25 protein-coding genes, 1 riboswitch and 1 other annotated feature are annotated in these 21183 nt (G+C 40.8%); of the genes, 17 read left to right on the top strand and 8 right to left on the bottom strand.

The features are described 5' to 3' along the window. Positions 1-56: 56 nt before the first annotated feature. The 8 genes from G7062_RS01575 (at position 57) to G7062_RS01540 (ending at position 5980) form a co-directional block, all read left to right on the top strand. Positions 57-1064: a hypothetical protein gene (locus tag G7062_RS01575; protein ID WP_166064168.1), complete on the top strand. Its 1008-nt coding sequence runs from the start codon at positions 57-59 to the stop codon at positions 1062-1064. A gap of 76 nt (positions 1065-1140) precedes the next feature. Next, entirely contained in the window at positions 1141-1440 is a 300-nt protein-coding gene (locus G7062_RS01570) for a hypothetical protein (protein WP_166064167.1), read from the top strand. Positions 1441-1497: 57 nt separating this feature from the next. Beyond that, positions 1498-2058 carry a Sir2 family NAD-dependent protein deacetylase gene (locus G7062_RS01565; RefSeq protein ID WP_166064166.1) on the top strand — a complete coding sequence of 187 codons (561 nt, stop codon included), beginning with the start codon at positions 1498-1500 and terminating at the stop codon, positions 2056-2058. Then, on the top strand, positions 2055-2612 hold the full coding sequence (locus tag G7062_RS01560; RefSeq protein ID WP_166064165.1) for a Sir2 family NAD-dependent protein deacetylase: 558 nt from the start codon (positions 2055-2057) through the stop codon (positions 2610-2612). The genes G7062_RS01565 and G7062_RS01560 overlap by 4 nt, the downstream gene beginning before the upstream one ends. A 175-nt stretch (positions 2613-2787) precedes the next feature. Further along, entirely contained in the window at positions 2788-4125 is a 1338-nt protein-coding gene (mnmE, locus tag G7062_RS01555) for a tRNA uridine-5-carboxymethylaminomethyl(34) synthesis GTPase MnmE (RefSeq protein ID WP_166064164.1), read from the top strand. Positions 4126-4143: 18 nt separating this feature from the next. Next, positions 4144-4932, top strand: a complete 789-nt coding sequence (locus G7062_RS01550; protein WP_166064163.1) for a TatD family hydrolase — start codon at positions 4144-4146, stop codon at positions 4930-4932. Positions 4933-4994: 62 nt separating this feature from the next. Then, a complete protein-coding gene (locus tag G7062_RS01545; protein WP_166064162.1) occupies positions 4995-5600 on the top strand; it encodes an HAD family hydrolase in 606 nt (201 codons plus the stop codon). Between the two features lie 14 nt (positions 5601-5614). Next, positions 5615-5980 (top strand): hypothetical protein, encoded by a 366-nt coding sequence (locus G7062_RS01540; RefSeq protein WP_166064161.1) that lies wholly within the window; start codon positions 5615-5617, stop codon positions 5978-5980. 35 nt (positions 5981-6015) lie between these two features. Here G7062_RS01540 and G7062_RS01535 read toward each other — a convergent pair whose 3' ends face one another. The 8 genes from G7062_RS01535 to G7062_RS01505 all read right to left on the bottom strand — a co-directional run bounded on the left by G7062_RS01535 (position 6016) and on the right by G7062_RS01505 (position 12617). Further along, positions 6016-6561 carry a methionine ABC transporter permease gene (locus tag G7062_RS01535; RefSeq protein ID WP_240915970.1) on the bottom strand — a complete coding sequence of 182 codons (546 nt, stop codon included), beginning with the start codon at positions 6559-6561 and terminating at the stop codon, positions 6016-6018. Then, positions 6558-6695 carry a hypothetical protein gene (locus G7062_RS11480; RefSeq protein ID WP_240915969.1) on the bottom strand — a complete coding sequence of 46 codons (138 nt, stop codon included), beginning with the start codon at positions 6693-6695 and terminating at the stop codon, positions 6558-6560. Before G7062_RS11480 ends, G7062_RS01535 begins: the two co-directional genes overlap by 4 nt. Position 6696: 1 nt before the next feature. Further along, positions 6697-7716 (bottom strand): methionine ABC transporter ATP-binding protein, encoded by a 1020-nt coding sequence (locus tag G7062_RS01530; protein ID WP_166064160.1) that lies wholly within the window; start codon positions 7714-7716, stop codon positions 6697-6699. A gap of 35 nt (positions 7717-7751) precedes the next feature. Further along, positions 7752-7983: a binding site (T-box leader), on the bottom strand. 70 nt (positions 7984-8053) lie between these two features. Then, on the bottom strand, positions 8054-8707 hold the full coding sequence (locus G7062_RS01525) for an MIP/aquaporin family protein (RefSeq protein WP_166064159.1): 654 nt from the start codon (positions 8705-8707) through the stop codon (positions 8054-8056). Positions 8708-8775: 68 nt separating this feature from the next. Then, positions 8776-9030: a hypothetical protein gene (locus tag G7062_RS01520; RefSeq protein WP_166064158.1), complete on the bottom strand. Its 255-nt coding sequence runs from the start codon at positions 9028-9030 to the stop codon at positions 8776-8778. Positions 9031-9045: 15 nt separating this feature from the next. Beyond that, a complete protein-coding gene (locus G7062_RS01515; RefSeq protein ID WP_166064157.1) occupies positions 9046-10302 on the bottom strand; it encodes a M20 family metallopeptidase in 1257 nt (418 codons plus the stop codon). Between the two features lie 11 nt (positions 10303-10313). After that, positions 10314-11048: an amino acid ABC transporter ATP-binding protein gene (locus tag G7062_RS01510; RefSeq protein ID WP_166064155.1), complete on the bottom strand. Its 735-nt coding sequence runs from the start codon at positions 11046-11048 to the stop codon at positions 10314-10316. Between the two features lie 15 nt (positions 11049-11063). Then, positions 11064-12617 (bottom strand): ABC transporter substrate-binding protein/permease, encoded by a 1554-nt coding sequence (locus G7062_RS01505; protein WP_166064154.1) that lies wholly within the window; start codon positions 12615-12617, stop codon positions 11064-11066. A 77-nt stretch (positions 12618-12694) separates the two neighbouring features. After that, positions 12695-12861, bottom strand: a riboswitch (Lysine riboswitch). 74 nt (positions 12862-12935) lie between these two features. Here G7062_RS01505 and G7062_RS01500 point away from each other — a divergent pair. The 9 genes from G7062_RS01500 (at position 12936) to ispE (ending at position 21141) form a co-directional block, all read left to right on the top strand. Then, positions 12936-14276: an aldehyde dehydrogenase family protein gene (locus G7062_RS01500; RefSeq protein WP_166064153.1), complete on the top strand. Its 1341-nt coding sequence runs from the start codon at positions 12936-12938 to the stop codon at positions 14274-14276. Positions 14277-14337: 61 nt separating this feature from the next. Beyond that, positions 14338-15273, top strand: a complete 936-nt coding sequence (locus G7062_RS01495; RefSeq protein WP_166064152.1) for a hypothetical protein — start codon at positions 14338-14340, stop codon at positions 15271-15273. Positions 15274-15375: 102 nt separating this feature from the next. Continuing rightward, on the top strand, positions 15376-16296 hold the full coding sequence (locus G7062_RS01490) for a hypothetical protein (protein ID WP_166064151.1): 921 nt from the start codon (positions 15376-15378) through the stop codon (positions 16294-16296). A gap of 20 nt (positions 16297-16316) precedes the next feature. Next, the gene (locus G7062_RS01485) at positions 16317-17237 is read left to right on the top strand and encodes a hypothetical protein (RefSeq protein WP_166064150.1); all 921 of its coding nucleotides are present in this window, start codon (positions 16317-16319) and stop codon (positions 17235-17237) included. A 40-nt stretch (positions 17238-17277) separates the two neighbouring features. After that, entirely contained in the window at positions 17278-17748 is a 471-nt protein-coding gene (locus G7062_RS01480) for a QueT transporter family protein (protein ID WP_166064149.1), read from the top strand. A gap of 323 nt (positions 17749-18071) precedes the next feature. Then, a complete protein-coding gene (locus G7062_RS01475; protein WP_166064148.1) occupies positions 18072-18908 on the top strand; it encodes a 3D domain-containing protein in 837 nt (278 codons plus the stop codon). A 52-nt stretch (positions 18909-18960) separates the two neighbouring features. Beyond that, positions 18961-19506 (top strand): ribonuclease M5, encoded by a 546-nt coding sequence (gene rnmV, locus G7062_RS01470; RefSeq protein ID WP_240915968.1) that lies wholly within the window; start codon positions 18961-18963, stop codon positions 19504-19506. Beyond that, the gene (gene rsmA / locus G7062_RS01465; protein WP_166064147.1) at positions 19503-20315 is read left to right on the top strand and encodes a 16S rRNA (adenine(1518)-N(6)/adenine(1519)-N(6))-dimethyltransferase RsmA; all 813 of its coding nucleotides are present in this window, start codon (positions 19503-19505) and stop codon (positions 20313-20315) included. The genes rnmV and rsmA overlap by 4 nt, the downstream gene beginning before the upstream one ends. Then, the gene (gene ispE / locus G7062_RS01460) at positions 20308-21141 is read left to right on the top strand and encodes a 4-(cytidine 5'-diphospho)-2-C-methyl-D-erythritol kinase (protein ID WP_166064146.1); all 834 of its coding nucleotides are present in this window, start codon (positions 20308-20310) and stop codon (positions 21139-21141) included. Before rsmA ends, ispE begins: the two co-directional genes overlap by 8 nt. The last annotated feature ends 42 nt before the right edge of the window (positions 21142-21183 follow it).

Genomic DNA, 21183 nt, shown 5'->3' with positions numbered 1-21183 from the left:
CAAGCCATGCAAATTTTAAGGAAGATTCGCTATGATTATGGGACGGAGGACGTATCATGTCAAACAACATTGAAATTAAGCAACCCCCTCTCATGTATCGCGAAACACAAGCATTAATTGAGAAGATCGAATCGAAGATTGGAATGCCAATGATTGTATATTGGAACTCATTCAATGGCGCTGTCTGTCAGAATGATGTTCAAGCATTTTATAATCTCTTTAAAGAAGTTGGAAATCTTGATAAAGTTGCCATCTTCATTAAGTCAGATGGCGGTGATACTGTAGCTGCATTGCGAATCGTAAATGTAATTCGAAACTATGCAAAGAATGTTACAGCACTGATCCCTTTAGAGGCTGCATCATCTGCAACTTTGATTACCTTGGGTTCGGATGAAATCCATATGGGTCCCCTTGCCTACTTAACACCCATTGATTCATCAAAGCGTCATCAATTATCGCCTATTGATCCAGTTACAAATGGAAAGGTGTCCGTTTCTCAAGACGAAATCCAACGTATCGAAAAATTATGGCACGAGAACGCCCCTCAAGGTGCTGTTCACCATTATCAAGAACTATACAAGTATGTACACCCTATTATCTTAGGGTCATTAGATCGCTCAAGTTCGCTGTCTATCCGTGTGGCTAAGAATATCTTATCCTATCACAATCATGATGAAATGGAGTGCGAACGCATCAGTAAGAAACTCAACAGTGAGTACCCAGCACACTCCTTCCCTATCATGTCACGTGAAGCGAAAGAGTTGGGATTGAATGTCCAAGAGCTGGATGCTGAAGTACATGACCTACTCTTAGAACTAAACAGTCTCTATTCAGAAATGGGTAATAAGGCATTTACTGATTTTGATGAGTTTAATTACCATGACAACCAAATATTAAATATTCTTGAGGCCAAAGACCTTCAACTGTACTACCAAAATGATAAAGATTGGTCGTATATTAAAGATGAACGTCGTTGGCAAGTTCTTAATGATAACAGTTATTGGTATAAGAATACGTTTGATGCTGAAAATGACATAAAAAAAGAAATTGTTTATATTTCGTAAAACGACTTCGGTCGTTTTTTTTTAACCTTGATTAGTAAAGTATGGTAAAATATCGGAAGACACGGAGGTGCTACATATGAATCTTGTTTGGCAAATTATTGGTCTAGTTGGAGCGCTTGCCGCAATTCCCCTCGGCATTTACATGTACCGTAAGAAGTACTTGGATATATTTGTGGTCGCGGGAATGGTTGTATACATTGCCCTTTTTAGCAAAATGGACCCCAATCCCTTTTTCGCCATAAACTCAGACAACTTGTTGGTGCGTTTTGTTAATGACTATCTGCTTATTCAGTTGTTTTCAATCACAATCACGTTACTTGTTGTACTTGTGTTGATAAAACTTTACCGTCGATTTATCAAGAAGGAAAAAGAGTAACGGGCGAAAGAGCGGAAATACATGTTAGATTTGGTATAATAAATCTAGGTGATAGGTATGATAATAGCATTAACTGGAGCAGGGATCAGCAAAGCATCCGGACTGAATACATTTGATGAAATGCCAGGTATCCGACAAAAGCTAAATCGAGAGTATCTCGAAAAACATCCGGAGGATTTTCGTGCATCCGTAGCAGCAATGGGTGATGTGTTTTCAAATGCACGTCCTAATGACGCCCATCTGGCGTTGGCGGAATACAATATTCCTGTTATAACCATGAATGTGGATGGATTGCATGAACAAGCTGGAAGCCATCCCATTAATTTACATGGTACAGTGCCAACTCAAGAAGAACGTGAAAAAGGACTTAATCTTGAAAATCGACCCGTACTCTATGGCGAGCAGGCACCTAATTATCCAAAAGGAATTGCCTTAGTGCAACAACTCAAAACTGGAGATGTTTTATTGGTAATTGGTGCTTCGGAGTATACGGTCATTTCCAATGACATTCGTAAGATTGCTGCAAACAATGGAGCAAGCGTTATCGAAATACAAAAGAACGCTGAAATCAATACGCGAAAGGTACTCGAGAATTTAATTAAAGGAGGCAGTCAATGATTGTCGCTTTTACAGGTGCTGGAATTAGCAAAGCATCGGGAATTCAAACATTTATGGAAACACCAGAGGTACGTGATCAATTATACCGATCATTTGCGCTCAATCATCCCGATCAATATAAGGAAACTGTACGGGGGTTGGTGGATGTTATTTCAAAAGCAAAACCCAATGATGCCCATCGTGCCTTGGCAGACTACAACATACCAGTGATTACCATGAACATCGACCGACTTCATGAGCAAGCGGGTTCAGAAACAGTCATTGCATTGCATGGTGTATTACCGGAGATGGAAGAATTAGAATACGCCGACCAATTGTTCAATAAACCGGTGCTTTATGGTGATCCCGCACCCAACTATCAAAAAGCAATCAATCGCATCCTTAAAATGGAGACAGGTGATACCCTTCTTGTAATTGGAGCATCGCGATATACGCAAATCGCCGTCCAGTTGCGTGAGATAGCCTATAGCAAAGGTGCAAGGATTGTCGAAGTACAAGAAAATGCAGAAGTAGAAGTGCGCAAAATATTAGAAAAGATCATGAACAAATCTTAAAGGAGATACCGTGAAACGGCAAACATCAAGACAGCAACATTTTGTGTGGTTGGGGATCGTAGTGCTCGCACTATTGACAACACTTATTGCTTACCTACTGAAACGCTAGCACCCAATGGTGCTTTTTTGTTGCCGATGGTTTGCGTATTCATTCGTTTTTCCTTATAATAAGTGCATGATAACAGACACAATAGTAGCAATAATAACAGCACTTCAAGAAAGTGCAATATCCGTCATAAGACTCAGTGGTGTGGAAGCAATTGATTTTGCGAACACACTCTTTTCTCGTGACTTGCAAACAGTTCCCTCACATACCGTTCAATACGGTCATATCATTGATCCAATTACACACAAACCGGTAGATGAAGTACTTGTAAGCGTATTTCGTGCGCCACGTACATATACCCGTGAAGATGTCGTTGAAATCAGCTGTCACGGTGGGGTTCTTGTAACGCGTAAGATTCTTGAACTCTGCTTATCCGTAGGTGCTCGTCATGCCGAGCCAGGTGAGTTTACGCAACGCGCATTTTTAAATGGTCGTATTGACTTGTCGCAAGCGGAATCTGTGATGGAATTAATCCAAGCACCGAATGAATTTGCGCAAGAACTTGCCATCTCTGGTGTCCAAGGCAGTGTAAAGCAACTCATTGAACCCTTACTTGAGAAACTCATTCAAATCATTGCCAATATTGAAGTCAATATTGATTATCCAGAATACGATGATGTTCAAGTTCTAACCGAAGCCATCATTATGCCATTAGCGAAAGAATTTGAAGCAGACCTTGCGAAAATTTTACGTGAATCAAAAAGTGGTCGAATTATGAAGGAAGGCGTTAAAACCGTCATTCTTGGAAAACCGAATGTAGGAAAATCGAGCATTCTCAATGTGCTTTTGGATGAAGAAAAAGCGATTGTCACTGATATAGCAGGAACGACTCGAGATCTGGTCGAAGGGTGGATTCGCCTTGAGAACGTTGCCCTACACCTTGTAGATACTGCCGGCCTTCGTGATACGGGTGACATTATCGAACAAATCGGCATTGAAAAAAGCCGACAGGCTTTGGAAAGTGCTGAACTTGTGATTGTAGTATTTGATGCATCGCAAACGCGCGATCAGGAAGATCGCGACTTACTTGAAGCAACACAAAATAAGGAACGTATTATCGTATATAACAAGCGTGATTTATCAGAAGCAATTGCGGATGATGGTGTATCGGTCAGTGCACTGACTGGAGATGTCCAAGCGCTTAGAGATGCAATTAACACACGTTATGTTGAACACACACAAGCACTCGAAAAACCAACACTCTCCAACAGACGCCACATCGCAGCAGTTCAAAAGAGTTATTTGGCAATGCAGCGCGCCATTGAAGCATTGGAGTTTGGAATGGAACTTGACCTTGTGACAATTGATCTCAATGAATCCTATGTTGAATTGGCATCGGTGATCATGCCGCGCGAAGATGTGAATGTTTTAGATGAAATTTTTGCCCGCTTCTGTTTAGGGAAATAAGAGAAATGAGGATGTGTTATGAACTATCATTGGATTGACTCCCATGCGCATATTGCAAGCGAAGGTCTTTTTGAAAACTTTGATACGATTGTTGCAAATGCAAAAGAACATGGCGTTACAAAAATAAATATTATTTGTGGAACACCTACAGAAGTAGAAAATGCGTTATCAAAAGTGAATGGTGATGCAATGTTTGACCTATCTATTGGTGTCCATCCAACAGAAATACGCGAACTGACTGAAACAGATATCAAGGCGTTAGAACATTTTTATACACATCCGCAAGTCGTATGTGTTGGTGAAATCGGCTTGGATTATTACTGGGATGACAGTTACAAGAACCTTCAGGAAGCCATGTTTATTCATCAAATTGAACTTGCAAATGCATTTGACTTACCGATTGCTGTGCATTTGCGTAATGAGAAAGATGGCGATTCGGCGGTTAAAGATGCGCTGCGAATTCTAAAAGAACATCCCGTTAACAAACGTGGTGTCATTCATTGCTATACAGATACAGTCGAAAACGCAAAGCAGTTTCTAGATATGGGTTACTATCTTGGATTTGGTGGTATCACAACATTCAAAAATGGCCAAAACGTCCGTGATGTCTTGGAAATCATGCCGATTGATCGGATTCTAATTGAGACAGATTCGCCGTTTCTTGCCCCGGTTCCGATGCGAGGAAAACGGAATGAACCAGCTTATGTATCATATGTTGGAAAGCACATGAACAATCACTTTGGTAAGGATATGCGCGAACAACTCGCGCAGAATTACCAACAACTTTTCATAAAAAGCAAAATATAAAGAATAAGGCTTGTATTCTAAGATACCTCCCACTAATATAATAGGTAGTAGGAGGTATTTTAATGTATAAAAACTTTATCTTTGATATGGGTAATGTCCTATTAGACTTCAGCCCGGACTATATACTATCGCAATTTACCCACGATCCAAAAGAAATCGAATCCTTGAAATATGGCATTTTTGCAGGTGAAGGATGGAAGCAATTGGATAATGGCGATACAACACTCGAAGAAATTATTACTGATGCACTAAAAAAAGTATCTCCCGAACAGCAAGCAGTCGCTGAACGCGTGATGCGCGAGTGGCAAAATTACATGCCAGAACGTGCGGAGATGGTAAAAATTGTTCACCAACTCAAAGATGCAGGCCATGGCGTGTACCTTTGCTCGAATGCTGCAGCAAACTTCCGTGACTACTTCAACAATTATGATGTCTTCAATCACTTTGATGACCTTGTTATCTCTGGCGAAATTCACATGTCGAAACCCGACCGTGGCATTTATGAACATGTCCTTACAAAAAACAAACTCGATCCAGAGACCTGTCTCTTTATCGACGACTCACAGGCAAACATTGTGGGTGCAAAGAAATGTGGAATTGCGGGTTACCATTTCAATGGTAACGCAGCGCTATTTGATCGTTATCTACGCGCAATTGGTGTCTATTAAGAGGAGGAACTAACATGTACAACGCAAAAATTAATCGCAAGTCGAATCGTAATGATGTTACTGAATCACTGTATCTTGAAAATCAAGGTGATGTTATTTTAGCCCTTGTGGATTATTTCCGTACAACCTTTAAAATTGAATTCCCATATCATGTAACCGATGATGCATCAGTTATTGATGTATTGGTTATCGATCATGAAACCAATAATGATATCTTTGAGGCATTCTTCAAGCACGAGCAAACAGACCTTGAGGTCATGGCATACATTGCAACAGATTGGGAATTTGAGACACACGAAGTGATGAATGTTTGGGAGACACTCAAAGAGATGCTCCAAGAAATTGATGAAAATCAAACCGTAGAAATCGCAATATCATAACAAAATACCGCCAAGATTAGCACCGGCGGTATTTTTTAATGTGATGTTTTTTTAATGATGGTGTTGCAGACCAGTTGAATAACCAAAACGATGAGTAAGATGACAATGACACTGGCAACGGTAATATCGGTCATTGAACGACCGTGGCCGTAACGAATGACAAACGATGCCAAGCCACCACCACCGACAACAGCACCAGATGCAGTAAGACCAAGAAGGCTTATTAAAGTAATTGCGATGGATCGCACAATTGAAGGAACACTTTCTTTCAAATAGACCTTAAAAATAATCTGAAGGGGTGAAAGACCAATGGCTTGTGCAGCTTCGATAAGTCCACTATCCAGTTCAGAAAGCGCCAGATCGACTTGACGAATGAAGAAGGGTGTACAACCAACGATGAGTGGAAAGATAACGCCTTCGACGCCATAGGGGACTCCGGAAATAAAGCGTGTTACATTCAGAAGCATCGCTATCAAGATAACAAACGGAATGGCTCTGAAGAAATTTGTGAGTGCATCAATCGTATTGTAGACCAAACGATTTTCGAGAATATTTCCTTTACGGGTGACAACAAGAATCACCCCAGAATAATTCCGAAAACGATTGAGAAAAATCCCGAGACTGCAAGCATATACAAGGTCTCAATAATACCAAGAATAAATTCATCCCAATAGGTAATGAGGTTAGGTGCATAAAAACCGAGAAATTCAAACATATTAATACACCTCTACTTTCACATCGATGGTGTTCAGATAAGCCAAGGCTTCTGCCTTGCGCTCGCCAGAAAGGATGATAACCATTGAACCGATAATATCTTCTTTTACGACTTCGATATTTGCAAATACAATGGATGCATTAACTTCAAATGTACGACTGATATAAGAAATCACGGAATCCTTTGTACTTTCACCATAGAAATCAATGCGAAGGAGTACCTGCCCTTCTTTGAGGTTTAAAATACCAGGGTTTGTAGTAAGGGTCTCACTGAGTTCATTCATATTCGTGGTATTATTTACGAAATCCTTTGAAATTTGTGCCTGAGGTTTGGAGAAGATTGAAACAACATCGGTCAACTCTTTAACTTGACCTGCTTCCATGACGGCAACGCGATCACAGATATCTTTGATGACGCTCATCTCGTGTGTAATGATGACAATGGTGATTCCAAGTTTCTCATTAACTTCTTTGAGCAATTTAAGAATGGTGGTTGTCGTTTGTGGGTCAAGGGCACTGGTCGCTTCATCACATAAAAGAATCTTTGGATCATTTGCAAGTGCGCGTGCAATCGCGACACGTTGCTTCTGACCACCGGAAAGTTGTGATGGATAAGCGTGTGCTTTATCTTGGATACCGACAAGGTCTAAGAGTAGGGTCACTTTATCGTGGATTTCGTGCTTTGTCATTTTTGAGTTTACGAGTGACAGGGCAACATTGTCGAAAACAGTTCGTGATGCCATAAGATTGAATTGTTGGAAAATCATTCCAATTTTGCGACGATGATCGCGCAGATCGCGCTCACTTAAATCGTTCATGACAACACCATCAATCACGACGTCCCCAGAACTGGGTTTTTCAAGCAAATTGATACAGCGGACAAGTGTGCTCTTTCCGGCACCACTGTAGCCAATAACACCAAAAATCTCTCCAGCTTCAACCTTAAATGACACATCACGTACAGCGTAGAGATTGCCGTGATTGGTTGTGAATTCTTTTGATACGTTTCTAAACTCGATCATATGCGTGTCCTCTCTAAACATAAAAAAAGCCCGTCCCTAAGGATGAGCATGCTCATGTTACCACCTTAATTTACCAAAACTTCACAGTATTTGATCTTTGTAAGTAAAATTACTTTACACAATAACGGGTGTAAATCGGTATGATTTTAGGAATCCCTCAACCATACAGCTCCAGATCCATATTCGCAGGTTCTATTTGATCGGATCACACCACTACCGACTCTCTTGGCAAACGATTCCTACTACTTAATCTTTCATTGCTTTTTACTCATTATCATGTAAAAAGGCTGTTTTGTCAATTGTATGATTGAAGAAAAGGAATGCTTTCGCATCCCTTTTAGTCTTCACGTATTTCATTGAGAAATTTATAACCAAGTCCACCCAAGAGACCCCCAAGTGTTGGTGCGATAATGAATACCCATACTTGGCTCAAGGCAGTGCCTCCTGTTAAGAGTGCAGGACCAAAGCTTCGTGCTGGATTAAGCGATGCACCGGTAACGTTAAACAACACAAGAATCAGTGCGGTGAGTGTTAGTCCAATGACGAATCCTGCAGATGAAGATGTGGCTGCATGCATGATCACAAAAGTAAAGATTGCTGTTGCCAAAATTTCAATAAACAAAGCTGCAGTTAATGTTGCACCACTTGCTGATAAGGAATCGTAACCATTCGCTCCCAAACCATTCAGGTTGGTTTGCCCAACCAAAAAATTCAAAGCAAATGCGGCGACGATACCACCAATAAATTGAGCAATAATATAACCAACAGCATCTTTGCTGGTAATTTTCTTGTTCATAAGAAAAGCAAGGGTCACGGCGGGATTCAAATGCGCTCCGGAAATCTTTCCGATCAGACTTGACGCAGAAAACAACACTGTAAACCCAAACACGAAAGCAACGATCAGTGGATCAGAACCAAGGAACACTGCTGAAGCACATCCTAGAAACACGAGAAAAAACGTGCCTAAAAACTCAGATAAATATTTTTTCATAACATCCCCTCCTGGACAGTCCTATTTTATAGTCTTCATAAAGGGATTACAATTCGTTTGATTCCGACTTATTGGTATGCTTTTCCAATAATTCCAGCAATACCGTCCACAGCTATCTCTTCGGGTAAAACCATCCATAGGGGTGTTTTACCGAAAAGTGGGAATCCGCCCGGTTTGCGGTCGTCACCATTCCAACGAATTGCATACATTTCTTTTCCTTTCCAGTTTACGAGGGCTACAGCATAACTCTCGTCACCACCATCAAATAAGACACGAACATTTGTTGCCGTACCGACAACATCTTCTGGTTTAATATACGTCATTCTTGCTTCCTCCTTTTATAGATAAATTATACCATGATGTTCCACTCCTCGAATCATAGACACATCAAACCAATAAAAAAGACAACCAAAGTTGTCTTGCTGATTAAGATAGTCAATCGCAATCGTTGCCAGCGATGCGCTGGTTGTCTCAAGAACATCATCATTCCAAGCAAACTCAGGATGATGATGGATGGGCTCAGGTTTTCCATTCTCATAAATACCAACATAGTAATACGATGAAGGTACTGCGAGGGCGAGATATGCAAAGTCTTCAGCACCGAGACTTGGGAATTCTTGTTCCAATACGGTATCCTCTCCAAAGTAGTTGATCAAACTTTGATGTGCAAGACGAGTCATTGCGTCATCGTTAATCAATGGTGGGTAGGAAGGCATGTAGTTGAAGTCGTACGTTGCACCATTCACGGTACACAGCGATTCCAAAGTTGCTTCAAGAAGCGCTGAAACAGTTTTGCGAGTTTCTGGGTAAAGGGTACGAATTGTACCACCAACAGTACACGTTTGAGGAATAACATTGAGTCCCTCACCTGCGTGGATGGTTGTAAATGAAACGAGTGCTGGTTTCACAGGGTCAATGCGGCGTGTCAGGATGAACTGTGCGTTTTGAATGAATTGTACAGCGACGCTGATAGGGTCGATTGTTTGTTCCGGGCTGGCTGCATGCCCACCTCGTCCCGTAATCGTGACTTCAAATTCATCAGGCGCTCCAAACATTGCACCGTATCGTACTTGTACTTTACCGTGTTCCAGATGTCCGCCAAGGTGGAGTCCAAAAGCGGCATCAACGTGGGGATTTTCAAGGAGACCGGCATCGATCATGGGTTGAGCCCCTCCTGTTGTTTCTTCTGCTGGTTGAAACATTAATTTTACAGTGCCATGAAGATGTTCTTTGACATCGTTAAGAATCATGGCGGCTCCCATAAGGCCTGCTGTATGACCGTCGTGTCCGCACGCGTGCATCAATCCTTCGACAGAGGAGCGATAAGGGATGTCTACAGCTTCAAGGACTGGTAATGCATCCATGTCAGCGCGAAGCAGCACAGTCTTGCCTGGGTGCCCTCCGTGGATGAGTCCGACGACACCTGTTCCGGCGAGGGGGAAGTTTTCAATGCCCAGGTTTGTTAGAAACGCTTGAACATAGCGTTGTGTTTCAAACTCCTCATTCGCAAGTTCGGGATTCTGATGGAAATGGCGCCGTGCCGCAACCATCTCTGGTAAATATTGTTTTGCAAGTTGTTGAATTGTTTCTTTCATGTGTTGTCCTTCTATCCTCTAAATCTCTTGAGGAATGCTTTTGTTCGATCAAATTGTGGGTTGTTGAAGATATCGTCGGGTGTTCCTTGTTCCAAGACAACACCATCATCCATGAAAACAACCTTATTGGAGACATCGTGGGCAAACCCCATTTCATGGGTTACCACAACCATGGTAAGGTCTTCATTGGCTAAGTCTTTCATGACACTTAGTACTTCTCCGACCATTTCTGGATCCAGTGAGCTGGTAGGTTCATCAAAGAGGAGTACTTTGGGATTCATGGCCAATGCGCGTGCAATGGCAACACGTTGTTTTTGCCCACCGGACAATTGCACTGCATTTTTATTAGCGAATTGCTTCATACCAACTTTATCCAAAAGTTCGAGTGCGATGATTTCTGCTTCGCCTTGACTGCGACCAAGAACCACAACCTGAGGGCGTACACAATTTTCCAAGACACTGAGATTGTTAAAGAGATTGAAATTTTGAAAAACGATACCAATGTTCGTGTGCAATGTTTTTGCACCGACTGTTTTAATGGATTCATTATTAAGTAAGACATCGCCTTGATCAAACTGCTCAAGATCATTCAGGCAACGAAGCAGCGTAGATTTTCCTGATCCTGAGGATCCAATAATTGAAATTACATCACCACGATGAACATCGAGGTTGATTCCCTTGAGGACTTGAAGGTCTCCAAATTTTTTATGTAGGTCTCGAATCGAGACAATAACGTCATTTGACATAGGGGTGCTCACTTTCTATATATTGTTTGACTTAAAATCAGTCACAGAGGTTGGATAGCTGCTCGCAACTTTTTTTGTTTTATCCAATCGCAGTTCCACAAAGCGCAAGATAAAGGTCAAGATAGTTGTAAGTGTCAGGTAGATTGCACTGGTAATCGTAAATGTTTGGAATATTTGATAGGTCGTTGAGGCAATTCCGTTGGATACGAAGAAGAGCTCAGTAACTGCAATAATATTAAGAACAGAAGTATCTTTAACATTAACGATTAATTCATTACCCAAGGCAGGGATTGCATTTTTAATTGCTTGGGGAAGGATGATATTCTTCATTGTTTGCCAACGCGTGAATCCAAGACTCTTCGCAGCTTCGAATTGGCCAGGATCAATGGCTTGAATACCACTTCGCATTGTTTCGGACATATAGGAACCGGTGTTGATACTTACAATAATGATACCGGCGAGAATGTTTCCAAAAGGAAGGTTTGACCAACGGAAACCTGGGATGAGCATTGAAACACCATAGTAGAGAATCATCGCTTGTACCATCATTGGAGTACCGCGGAATATCGTGATGTAGATATTGGCAATGACATTGGTAACTTTAGTACCACGTGTAATGGCCACAAACAAGGCAATCAAGAATCCCAATAATGTGGCGACAAGAGAGATACCCAGAGTTGTGAGTGTTCCGCGAATAAAGGATTGATAGTTGTTGGCAAGGATAGTCATCACCTGATCAAAGAAATTTCCTGTTGAGAACGTTCCTGAATTAATCGCCGTGTCCATTAATTCTTGTTGGACTTCACGGGGAATGGTTGCAAGAGCAGCATTCACTTCATCTAATAATTCAGTATTGTTCTTATTAATTCCAATCGCAACCCCAGCCATTTCCTCTGTAACGGTAAATCCTTGTTCACCATCCAATTGAATGTAAAGCAGATCAGGGTTTGAAGCATTAATCATTTGTCCCGTACCATTATCAGCGACGAAACCATCCAATTCACCCGATTGTAATGCAACAGTCATGGTTGGGAAGTCTTTGAGATTTTCCACTTTTCGTACATCGGTTAATTGTGAGAGTAATTTTACATGGAATGTTCCAATCTGAGCTGAAACCAAAGCATTACTCATATCGTGGATGGTCTTCACATCTTTGAATGGACCATCACGTTTGACAACAACACCAAAGGCTGTTGTATCATCCATAAAGTAAACATTGGAGAAAGCAATTTCTTGCTTGCGCTCATCGGTTGGTGACATACCAGCAATGACGGCATCAATTTGACCCGATTGCAGGGATAGAATAAGACCTTCCCATGTAATTTTTTTAATAACGAGTTCTTTCCCCATTGATTCTGCAACACGTTTGGCAATTTGAACATCGTAGCCGTCACAGTATTGACCGCCATCTATGGCAACCGCAGAATCAGTTTTGTTGGGCTGAGTCCAGTTATACGGTGCATAACCACACTCCATTCCAACGGTAAACGTATTCGAACCATCGGTTGTTGTTGCACATCCTGTAACGATGAGCAATAAAACCGAAAGAAGCATCCATAATTTCTTCATTGTAATTCCTCCGTCTTATAAAATTGAACTCTTGAGGGTATAAAAAAGACTTTAGCTTGGATTTGGCTAAAGTCTCTGCAGTTTATAGCGCCAATCCGGATGGATCGAGTGATAGTGATGTTCTCACTATCCCCACACGGTGTTTATGTCTAAACACAATGTTCGGCGATGATTACCTTTTTGAAGCGTCTTTGTATACCTACTCGACTTCATACTCTGATGCACCGCTACCTCTATTCAATTTTCTATACTTTACAATGGAACGTTGTTTGTGTCAACTCAAACGATTGGGAGTATAATGATGGGGAGAGGTGACCTATGGAACAAATACAAAAACAACGTGATTTTTTTGAGTCACAGGGTACACATGATATTTACTGGCGTAAAGCGCGCTTGCGCGAGTTGCAACAAGCAATTAAAACAAATGAATCCGCATTGTATGAGGCATTCAAACATGATTTGGGGAAATCGCAATTTGAAGCATACACAACCGAAATTGCGATTGTATACCGCGAGATAAAATACATGCTTCAGAACTTGGATCGCTTATCCTTAGCGAAGCGTGTCCGAACACCGTGGGTTTTGATGGGGAAGCGAAGTGAGATTCGTAAGCAACCGCGTGGTAATGTTCTCATTATGAGCCCCTTTAACTACCCGGTTCAATTATCGCTAGTGCCGCTGGTTGGTGCCATTGCGGCAGGAAATACGGCAATTGTAAAATTATCGGAATTCACACCCAGCATTAATCAAGTACTCATTAATATGTTGAATGTAACGTTTGATGATCATTATATTTATGCAATGGATGGCGATGTTTCCGTCAATACAAAATTACTCGATGCGTCGTTTGATTTTATATTTTTTACCGGAAGTCCCCATGTTGGAAAAATTGTCATGCGTGCAGCATCGGAGCATTTGACTCCAGTGATTTTGGAGTTGGGTGGAAAGAGTCCGGCCATTGTTTTAGATGATGCCAAGATTAAAGCGGCAGCGCAAAAGATAATCTGGGGCAAACTCATCAATACTGGACAGACCTGTGTTGCTCCAGACTATGTTTTAGTGCATGAAAGTCGTTATGATGACCTTGTTGAAGCGATGAAAAAAGCGATTGAATCCTTCTATGGCCAAGACATTAAAAACAACCGTGACTATGGGCGCATTGTAAATGAAACGCATGCAAAAAGACTGCGCCTCATCATTTCAGACAATAAAGAAAACATCATTTATGGTGGTGATAGCGAAGGACGGTACGTTGCTCCAACACTCCTGCGTGATACAATCCTTGATGATGAGATATTTGGACCGATACTACCAATCCAGACATTCAAAGAAATACATGAAGTCAAAGAAACCATCGCAAAACATCCCAATCCCCTCGCCCTCTATTTGTTTACAGAGACAGAGGATCATCCGCTTTTAAATGAGGTGCGCTTTGGCGGCGGGATTGTGAATGATACAGTGCTTCACCTGGTTAACGATCGACTCCCTTTTGGTGGTGTTCGAACGTCGGGTATTGGACATTACCATGGTGAGCACAGTTTCGATGCTTTCAGTCATGTTCAAGGTATTATGCATTCAACATCGCGCTCATTGCCCGTCATGTATCCCCCTTACACGTCATGGTACAAACGGTTGAAAATCATTCGAAAAGTATTCTAAATGTAATTTCTCATATAGATTTCAATTCGACACGTTATAATAAAGAATAAGAGGTGTTTTCATGAACAATTTTCAATACATTAAAGATTTAGGCATTATCACAGGTGAGGCAAATGGCTTCTATTTCATTTTGCAATACAGCCGTCGCAAACAAGTCGCTGTCTTACAGTTCAATGTTGGTGATGAAACGGATGGTGGCATCCTTGATTTCATCGATGACTATCGTGAAGATCACCCAGGGATAGGATCATTGGTCGAATTCAATCGAATTAAGCCACAATTTCTAATTCCTGTGAGTCTTAAAAAAATAGATATGGAACATGAATTTCCGATGATCGTTGAAGCGATTTCCTTTGAACTTATGGATCGTGGTTATGTGCAACGATGCTCAATTTCTGGGAATACTCAAGACCTGGGCATCTATAGAATCGGAAAGACGGTTGATATTCTAAACCGTGATATTTATCGTTTGGAACTCTTGGATCGCGAAAACACATATAATAATGAAGAAAAGAGCTCAATCAAGGCATACGGTGGTGCATTTATTGGAATGCTTCTGGGTGTTGCGATTTGGGTTGGTGTCATGCAACTTCGTATTATGGCGGGATTCATTGGTTTTTTAATTATTACATTCGGGTTTCAAGGCTATGAGCGTTTTGGTGGTAAATTAGCGCGCAAGTCGATGTTAACCATTTTAGTTGGTTCTGTGCTCATGATATTTGTTGCAGAGTATGTATCAAGAGCAATTGATGTATACCGTGCATTTGGAGGTGCTTATGGTTTCTTCACTGTGCTTACGGATGTTCTTCCAGCATACATCCAAGAAGGGACCATGGCGCGTGCAATGGCTGGAAATATCGCCATTGGAATTGGGTTAACCGTTCTCTCTTCATGGGGTCGGATTAAAGAAAAAATGAATGAAGTTAATAAACCATTGGTAACTTACCCCATTCTCGAAGCAAATCCTATAAATGAACCGATTTGTGAAGATTCTTAAATAAAAGTAGGCTCTCGAGTACATATGAAGAGACTTTAGTGACATTTCGCCATATTTTGATAAAAATATGCGTATAATTATTTTGCTATTTAAGGAGAAAATATGGAAAAATTAGAATACATGCGTGACATTAATGTCATTGCAGGAATATCAAATGGGTACTACTTTATTATTAAACCAAACCCTCAACAAAACACGAGTACGTTGCAAATTAATATTAAGGACAATGTATCGTGGGGGCTCAAAGATTTCTTAAAAGATCTCTACAAAGAACACAAAGGAATTGGTCGTCGCTATACGGCACCGAAAACATCAATTTTGATTCCAATTCACTTGAAAGAAATCGATATGGATCTTGAATTCCCAGTGATTATTGATAGTATTACGGAATTTTTAAACGAAAAAGGTGCAGTTCAGGTCTCGGCAATATCGGGACAAGAGCACGATTTGGATGTTTATCGAATCAATGATAATGTTGAAATCATGTCAAGTTCAGAATTCAGTGAGCAATCGCAAAAAGAAGAAAGCTTCTACAACAACAAAGGAAATCCTATTTTAGGTTACTTGGGTGCAATCGGTGGGATCGCCATTGGGGTAATTGCATGGGTCGTCATTAGCGTTAACTTCAACTATATTGTCGGACTTATTGGTCTTCTAATGGTTTTCCTTGGTTACAAAGGTTATGAGAAGTTTGGAGGTCGTTTGACACGAACTGCAGTTATTATGATCTTCTTGCTATCAATTGCTGGTGTTATTATTGCTGAAGTTGTTTCGACAACAATCGCATTGGGTAATGTTTTCAACGAATTAGGATACTCAATCACATTCTGGGAATCATTGACTGAATTATTCCCATTCGCAATGAGTGATTCAGAAATTGCAGTTGAGGTATACAAGAATATTGGTTTTGGGTTATTATTTACAGTATTAGCAGGATTTGGAGTGGCACGACAATCATTCCAAGAAACAAAGCGTGATTTCTTGGCATACCAAGTATTTCGTCAAGACGCAACGTTTGAATAATTATTAACGGAGGAGATATTATGATCAATCACATCAAAGAGCTTAAGAATGGATACAACTACCTTTCAGATATTGAGGGTATTTACGGCCGCGAGAATGATATCCTATTTGTTGCTTCGGGTCTGGATCGTAAAAATATGATTTGTCTCACATTTTCGGTGGAACGTGGTGCTGAGTTGGTCGAAAAAATTGAAGCACTTCGAGAGAAATATGACGCAATTCCATTGGGTGGCGTCTATATGGATGGTTATACCTTGAATGTAGAACTCAACCTGGTCAATATTGATGAGGCTAAAGATTTTACAGATATTGTGGATGCAGTTACTGCGGTGATTGTACGCAATCGCAGTCAGAACATCAGCTCTGATGATGGGAAGACAGGTGACATTGGAATCTTTAGAATTGGCACCAAGATGGTAATCCTTGATGGTGCGGGTTTTGAAGAAACGACCGAATCAATGTCAGAACAATATAAAAAGAAATCAGATTCACCATTGATTCCTTATATTGTTGCAATCGGTGGGATGTTGTTAGGTGTCGCATTATGGATACTTATTGGCCGTATTGGATTCATTTCCGGAATTGCGGGTTACTTTATCCTAAGTTTCGCAATCAAAGGGTTTCAAAAAATGGGTGGACAAATTTACAAGAAAGATGTCTACATTCTTCTTGGACTCGCACTCTTCATGATTTTCTTCGCTGAATTTACCAGCATCGCATTGAGTATAATGAACATGGGTAGAATTACATTGATTGAAGCGTATCAAATCACTTGGAAATTTATTGTCGGAGACGGTGGGATTTTGCGAGAGTTTCTCTTGAACGTTGCCATTGGTATTGGTTTATCATTATGGTCAAGTTGGGGATTGGTCAACAATCTTCTCAACTTTACACCAACATCCAACAAACGCGTACGTCGTCGTAACACACGCTTGCTCTAGAAGCGTGCAACGTGTACTATAAGTACGTGGAGAAATAACAATGAAAACAAAAGACTTAACAATACAGGCATTGCTTGCGGCTGTTTATGTGGCTGTATCGCTTGCACTACAGCCATTGAGCTTTGGACCAATCCAAGTCCGCTTGGCAGAATGTACCCTCTTATTACTCTTGGTGAACAAGAAACACATGGTCGGAATCATTCTGGGTTGTTTTATTACCAATCTCTTCAGTCCCTTAGGGATGGCAGATGTTGTGTTTGGAACACTTGCGACAGCAATCACATGTTACGCAATGGTCGTAACAAAAAATGATGTTTTAAAACTACTGTGGCCCGCTATTATCAACGGTCTGATCGTTGGGGCTGAATTAACGTTCATTTTTCAAGATTTACCCTTTTTCTTCAACGCCTTCTACGTATTCGCGGGTGAAATTGCGGCGGTATTTATTCCTGGAATGATCTTGAAAGACAAGTTAAAAAACAATGCAACAATCCAGAATTATTTTGGTTAGAAAAGACTGTACGAAAGTACGGTCTTTTTTATCGTGAGTGTTGTGTGTTATTTCTATTATGTATGTGTTTTCATAAGTGGCTTACTTAAGCCTTATAATGAAGTTTTAGAGGAAAAAAACCAAGGATATAAACAGTCTGGAAAGTCTGAAAAGCTCTCTAATCACACAATTTCACACAATCTTTTTGATGATGATGAGAGGTACTCGCCTTAGGGTATCAAGAGTGTTCAAAAATACGAAAAATCGAAAAACTGCCTCTAAATTTGACCGTATTTAGTCGTTATGCTATATTTTCGTGGTCTTTTTTGAAAGGAGACAACGTAATGAAGAAATCCATAATGACTATAGTTATGCTAGTCATGGTAGCAATTATGAGTGGTTGTGCCGTAAATGCGGATGCCACACCTGAAATAACTTACCCAAAATTAAATGATTTAACGAGTCAAACAGAGGAACCGTATCGGTTCGAAATTGAAACAGTACAAGAACCGCTTGAGGAGCTTGGTGTTGAAGAACGAGAAGCATCGTACGTCGTAGACGGTGGTGCAAGCTGGATTTTTGCCAAAACTCAAGATGGAGAACGTGGTTACAAAGAAACAAAGTATAAATTAACATATAACAAAAAAGACGAATTACTATCACGTGTCGAAATACCGAATTCAACTGAAGTCTATGACTCAACACCAACTGTCTATGAAGGCGGTCAGGTAGCTCAACCAGGAGCATACTATGAAGCAAGTCGTATTACACGCTATGGCGTTGACTGCGTCGGCTGTAACATGGGTGCCGATGGACGTGGTGGTACTGCATCCGGTGTTGGTGTCGGATTGGACTCAGTTCGACAAAAAGATGGTACATGGTTACCAGGGATGACCTATGAAGGTTATTATGTCATTGCGACATCTTCAGCCCTCCCTCTATGTACAGTTGTGGAAGTAAGCAACCATACAGTGAGCGGTGCTGGGATTCAACCCGGTGTTCCATTTAGAGCGATTGTTCTTGATCGTGGTGGCGCAATTCAAGGATCAAAGATTGATCTTTATGCAGGTTCAGAGTCTGCATTATCCATGTCACAAGGTCATGCTCAAGATGCGAGTGTAGAAATTATCAGTCTAAATTCACGTTACCAAAGCGATGGACTTTGGAACTGTGGTGTCTAAACTGGGGATAGCCCCAGTTTTTTTCATATTTTAAACATGATATAATAAACGCATGAAGAAACAGAAAATTCAAGAGGTGATCGTGGTAGAAGGAAAACACGATCGCGAGAAACTCTTACAATGTATCGATGCCGATATTATTACCTCGTCAGGAACACACATGTCGCAAGAATTTTTGGCATTATGCCGCCAATTCCATAAGGAACGTGGTTTAATTGTGTTTACAGATCCCGATGGACCCGGTGAAATGATTCGTCGCCGTATTATCGAAGAAGTGGGAACAACAAAACATGCTTCATTGCACGTCCTACAGACAAAAAAGAAGCAAAAGGTTGGAATTGAACATGCAGATTGCGAAGATATCGTGTCAGCGTTACAAGAAGCGGCGACGTTTGATGTTGCTACAGAATCTTTGTCTTGGCACGAATTCGTTGATTTGGGGCTCACAGGTGGGTCTAATGCGCAAATGCGTAGGGATTGGTTATCCGAATCGTTTAAGTTCCCGAAATCTAACGCAAAGACGACCTTTAAATATTTGAATATGATGAATAAAACTGTTGCAGATTGCCAAGCAGCACTGAAAGAGAGTACCTTATGAAAACAATAGCAAATTATTCTGTAAGTATGGAGATACTCAAGCGATACGAACGCAGAGCCAAGAAACACTTTGGTCAAAACTTTATGATTGATCCTTCTGTAGTCCGTAACATTGCAACCTACAGTGGCGAAGGCGGAACCGTTTTGGAAATTGGTCCTGGATTGGGAGCGCTCACGCAACAATTGGCGGAACGCTATGATCGCGTGATTGCTTATGAGATTGACCCACACATGGTTGAAATTCTCAAGGAAACACTCGAAGACTATGATAATGTTGAAATCATTTATCAAGATTTTTTGAAGGCTGATTTGAGTGCGTTCAAAGAACCCATCACAATCTGTGCGAATTTACCTTATTATATAACAACCCCAATTCTCTTTAAGCTTATGGAATTGGATATCATTGCAATGACAATTCTTGTTCAAAAAGAGATATCAGATCGTTTAACTGCGCATCCTCAAACCAAGGAATACTCGGCGCTGAGCATTCAAATGCAATACTACTTTGATATCAAGACTGTAATGAAAGTTTCTAAAGAAAGCTTCCATCCCCGTCCAAATGTAGAATCAAGTGTCATCAAGTTTGTTCCCCGCGAACACAGTTTGCCTTATGATGAACAAACATTCTTTACATTCGTAAAAAAATGCTTTCAATTCCGTCGTAAGACACTTGTAAATAATCTCAAAACAATTGATAAAGAAGTAAACTACGCTGAAATTTTAGAATCACTTGGACTTGATCCAAGCATTCGCGCTGACTATCTCACATTGGATGACTATGTGCGTCTTTATGGAGCATTGTATGCGTAGAAAGGCTTTCGCAAAACTGACATTATACTTACATGCGAAGGAGCGTATTGATGGTATGCTTCATTTTAAGAATATCATCGTACCCATTGATCTTTTTGATATGATTTATTTGGACAAGCACGAAACGATGCATATTGAGACGGATAAAACATACCTACCCAACGATAAACGAAACACCGTCTATAAGACGTTGATGATTATGAAGGATCGTTACGACATTACGGACAACTTTAAAGTACGCATCGTTAAAAATATCCCAGCCCAAGCAGGTCTTGGTGGCGGAAGCGCGGATGCAGCAACTGTGATCACCATGATTAATGATATGTACCACTTAAATCTTAGTGATCAAGAGCTTATCGAAGTTGCCTCACAAATTGATGAAGATACCCCCTTCTGTCTTTTCAATCGTCCCATGATTGTAGAGGGAATTGGGGATAAATTAACCCCTATCGAACTCGAAACGGATATGTATTACCTGCTAGTTAAACCCGGCTTTGGTGTAAGTACCAAGTCCTTTTTGCGTAGGTTCAAAGACTTCCAAGAAGAGAAAAGCCTGGAATTATGTCTTGAGGGTATCGAAAAAAATGATTATCAACAAATTGTAGACAATACCCACAACGATTTTCAAAAGCCGGTTATCAAACGAAATGGTCGCCTGCGCAAAGTCGTACGCACACTGCGTGAAGGTGGATTGGATGGGGTTTGCATGAGTGGAAGTGGTACAACGATTTATGGATTAACCCAGGATTTAGATACTGCAATGACACTCTATAATAAGATTGTCTTTGACTATCCATTTGTGAAATATGGCCGGATTGGCAAGTAACCAGACAGAAATGTGATAAAATTAAAGAGGAGGAAATCAACT

This window comes from Erysipelothrix sp. HDW6C (assembly GCF_011299615.1).
GTDB lineage: Bacteria > Bacillota_I > Bacilli_A > Erysipelotrichales > Erysipelotrichaceae > Erysipelothrix.
Note: the sequence above shows the minus strand (reverse complement) of the source record. Positions and strands in the feature narration are given on the sequence as shown.

What these genes read in the sequence shown, in the direction of transcription:
- G7062_RS01505 (WP_166064154.1), bottom strand. Translation starts at nt 12,617, where the DNA reads ATGAAGAAATTATGGATGCTTCTTTCGGTTTTATTGCTCATCGTTACA.
- mnmE (WP_166064164.1), top strand. Translation starts at nt 2,788, where the DNA reads ATGATAACAGACACAATAGTAGCAATAATAACAGCACTTCAAGAAAGT.
- G7062_RS01490 (WP_166064151.1), top strand. Translation starts at nt 15,376, where the DNA reads ATGGAAAAATTAGAATACATGCGTGACATTAATGTCATTGCAGGAATA.
- G7062_RS01510 (WP_166064155.1), bottom strand. Translation starts at nt 11,048, where the DNA reads ATGTCAAATGACGTTATTGTCTCGATTCGAGACCTACATAAAAAATTT.
- G7062_RS01575 (WP_166064168.1), top strand. Translation starts at nt 57, where the DNA reads ATGTCAAACAACATTGAAATTAAGCAACCCCCTCTCATGTATCGCGAA.
- G7062_RS01545 (WP_166064162.1), top strand. Translation starts at nt 4,995, where the DNA reads ATGTATAAAAACTTTATCTTTGATATGGGTAATGTCCTATTAGACTTC.
- G7062_RS01565 (WP_166064166.1), top strand. Translation starts at nt 1,498, where the DNA reads ATGATAATAGCATTAACTGGAGCAGGGATCAGCAAAGCATCCGGACTG.
- G7062_RS01540 (WP_166064161.1), top strand. Translation starts at nt 5,615, where the DNA reads ATGTACAACGCAAAAATTAATCGCAAGTCGAATCGTAATGATGTTACT.
- G7062_RS01500 (WP_166064153.1), top strand. Translation starts at nt 12,936, where the DNA reads ATGGAACAAATACAAAAACAACGTGATTTTTTTGAGTCACAGGGTACA.
- G7062_RS01495 (WP_166064152.1), top strand. Translation starts at nt 14,338, where the DNA reads ATGAACAATTTTCAATACATTAAAGATTTAGGCATTATCACAGGTGAG.
- G7062_RS01525 (WP_166064159.1), bottom strand. Translation starts at nt 8,707, where the DNA reads ATGAAAAAATATTTATCTGAGTTTTTAGGCACGTTTTTTCTCGTGTTT.
- G7062_RS01485 (WP_166064150.1), top strand. Translation starts at nt 16,317, where the DNA reads ATGATCAATCACATCAAAGAGCTTAAGAATGGATACAACTACCTTTCA.
- G7062_RS01550 (WP_166064163.1), top strand. Translation starts at nt 4,144, where the DNA reads ATGAACTATCATTGGATTGACTCCCATGCGCATATTGCAAGCGAAGGT.
- G7062_RS01480 (WP_166064149.1), top strand. Translation starts at nt 17,278, where the DNA reads ATGAAAACAAAAGACTTAACAATACAGGCATTGCTTGCGGCTGTTTAT.
- rnmV (WP_240915968.1), top strand. Translation starts at nt 18,961, where the DNA reads ATGAAGAAACAGAAAATTCAAGAGGTGATCGTGGTAGAAGGAAAACAC.
- G7062_RS01515 (WP_166064157.1), bottom strand. Translation starts at nt 10,302, where the DNA reads ATGAAAGAAACAATTCAACAACTTGCAAAACAATATTTACCAGAGATG.
- G7062_RS01475 (WP_166064148.1), top strand. Translation starts at nt 18,072, where the DNA reads ATGAAGAAATCCATAATGACTATAGTTATGCTAGTCATGGTAGCAATT.
- G7062_RS01520 (WP_166064158.1), bottom strand. Translation starts at nt 9,030, where the DNA reads ATGACGTATATTAAACCAGAAGATGTTGTCGGTACGGCAACAAATGTT.
- G7062_RS01530 (WP_166064160.1), bottom strand. Translation starts at nt 7,716, where the DNA reads ATGATCGAGTTTAGAAACGTATCAAAAGAATTCACAACCAATCACGGC.
- ispE (WP_166064146.1), top strand. Translation starts at nt 20,308, where the DNA reads ATGCGTAGAAAGGCTTTCGCAAAACTGACATTATACTTACATGCGAAG.
- G7062_RS01560 (WP_166064165.1), top strand. Translation starts at nt 2,055, where the DNA reads ATGATTGTCGCTTTTACAGGTGCTGGAATTAGCAAAGCATCGGGAATT.
- G7062_RS11480 (WP_240915969.1), bottom strand. Translation starts at nt 6,695, where the DNA reads ATGTTTGAATTTCTCGGTTTTTATGCACCTAACCTCATTACCTATTGG.
- G7062_RS01570 (WP_166064167.1), top strand. Translation starts at nt 1,141, where the DNA reads ATGAATCTTGTTTGGCAAATTATTGGTCTAGTTGGAGCGCTTGCCGCA.
- rsmA (WP_166064147.1), top strand. Translation starts at nt 19,503, where the DNA reads ATGAAAACAATAGCAAATTATTCTGTAAGTATGGAGATACTCAAGCGA.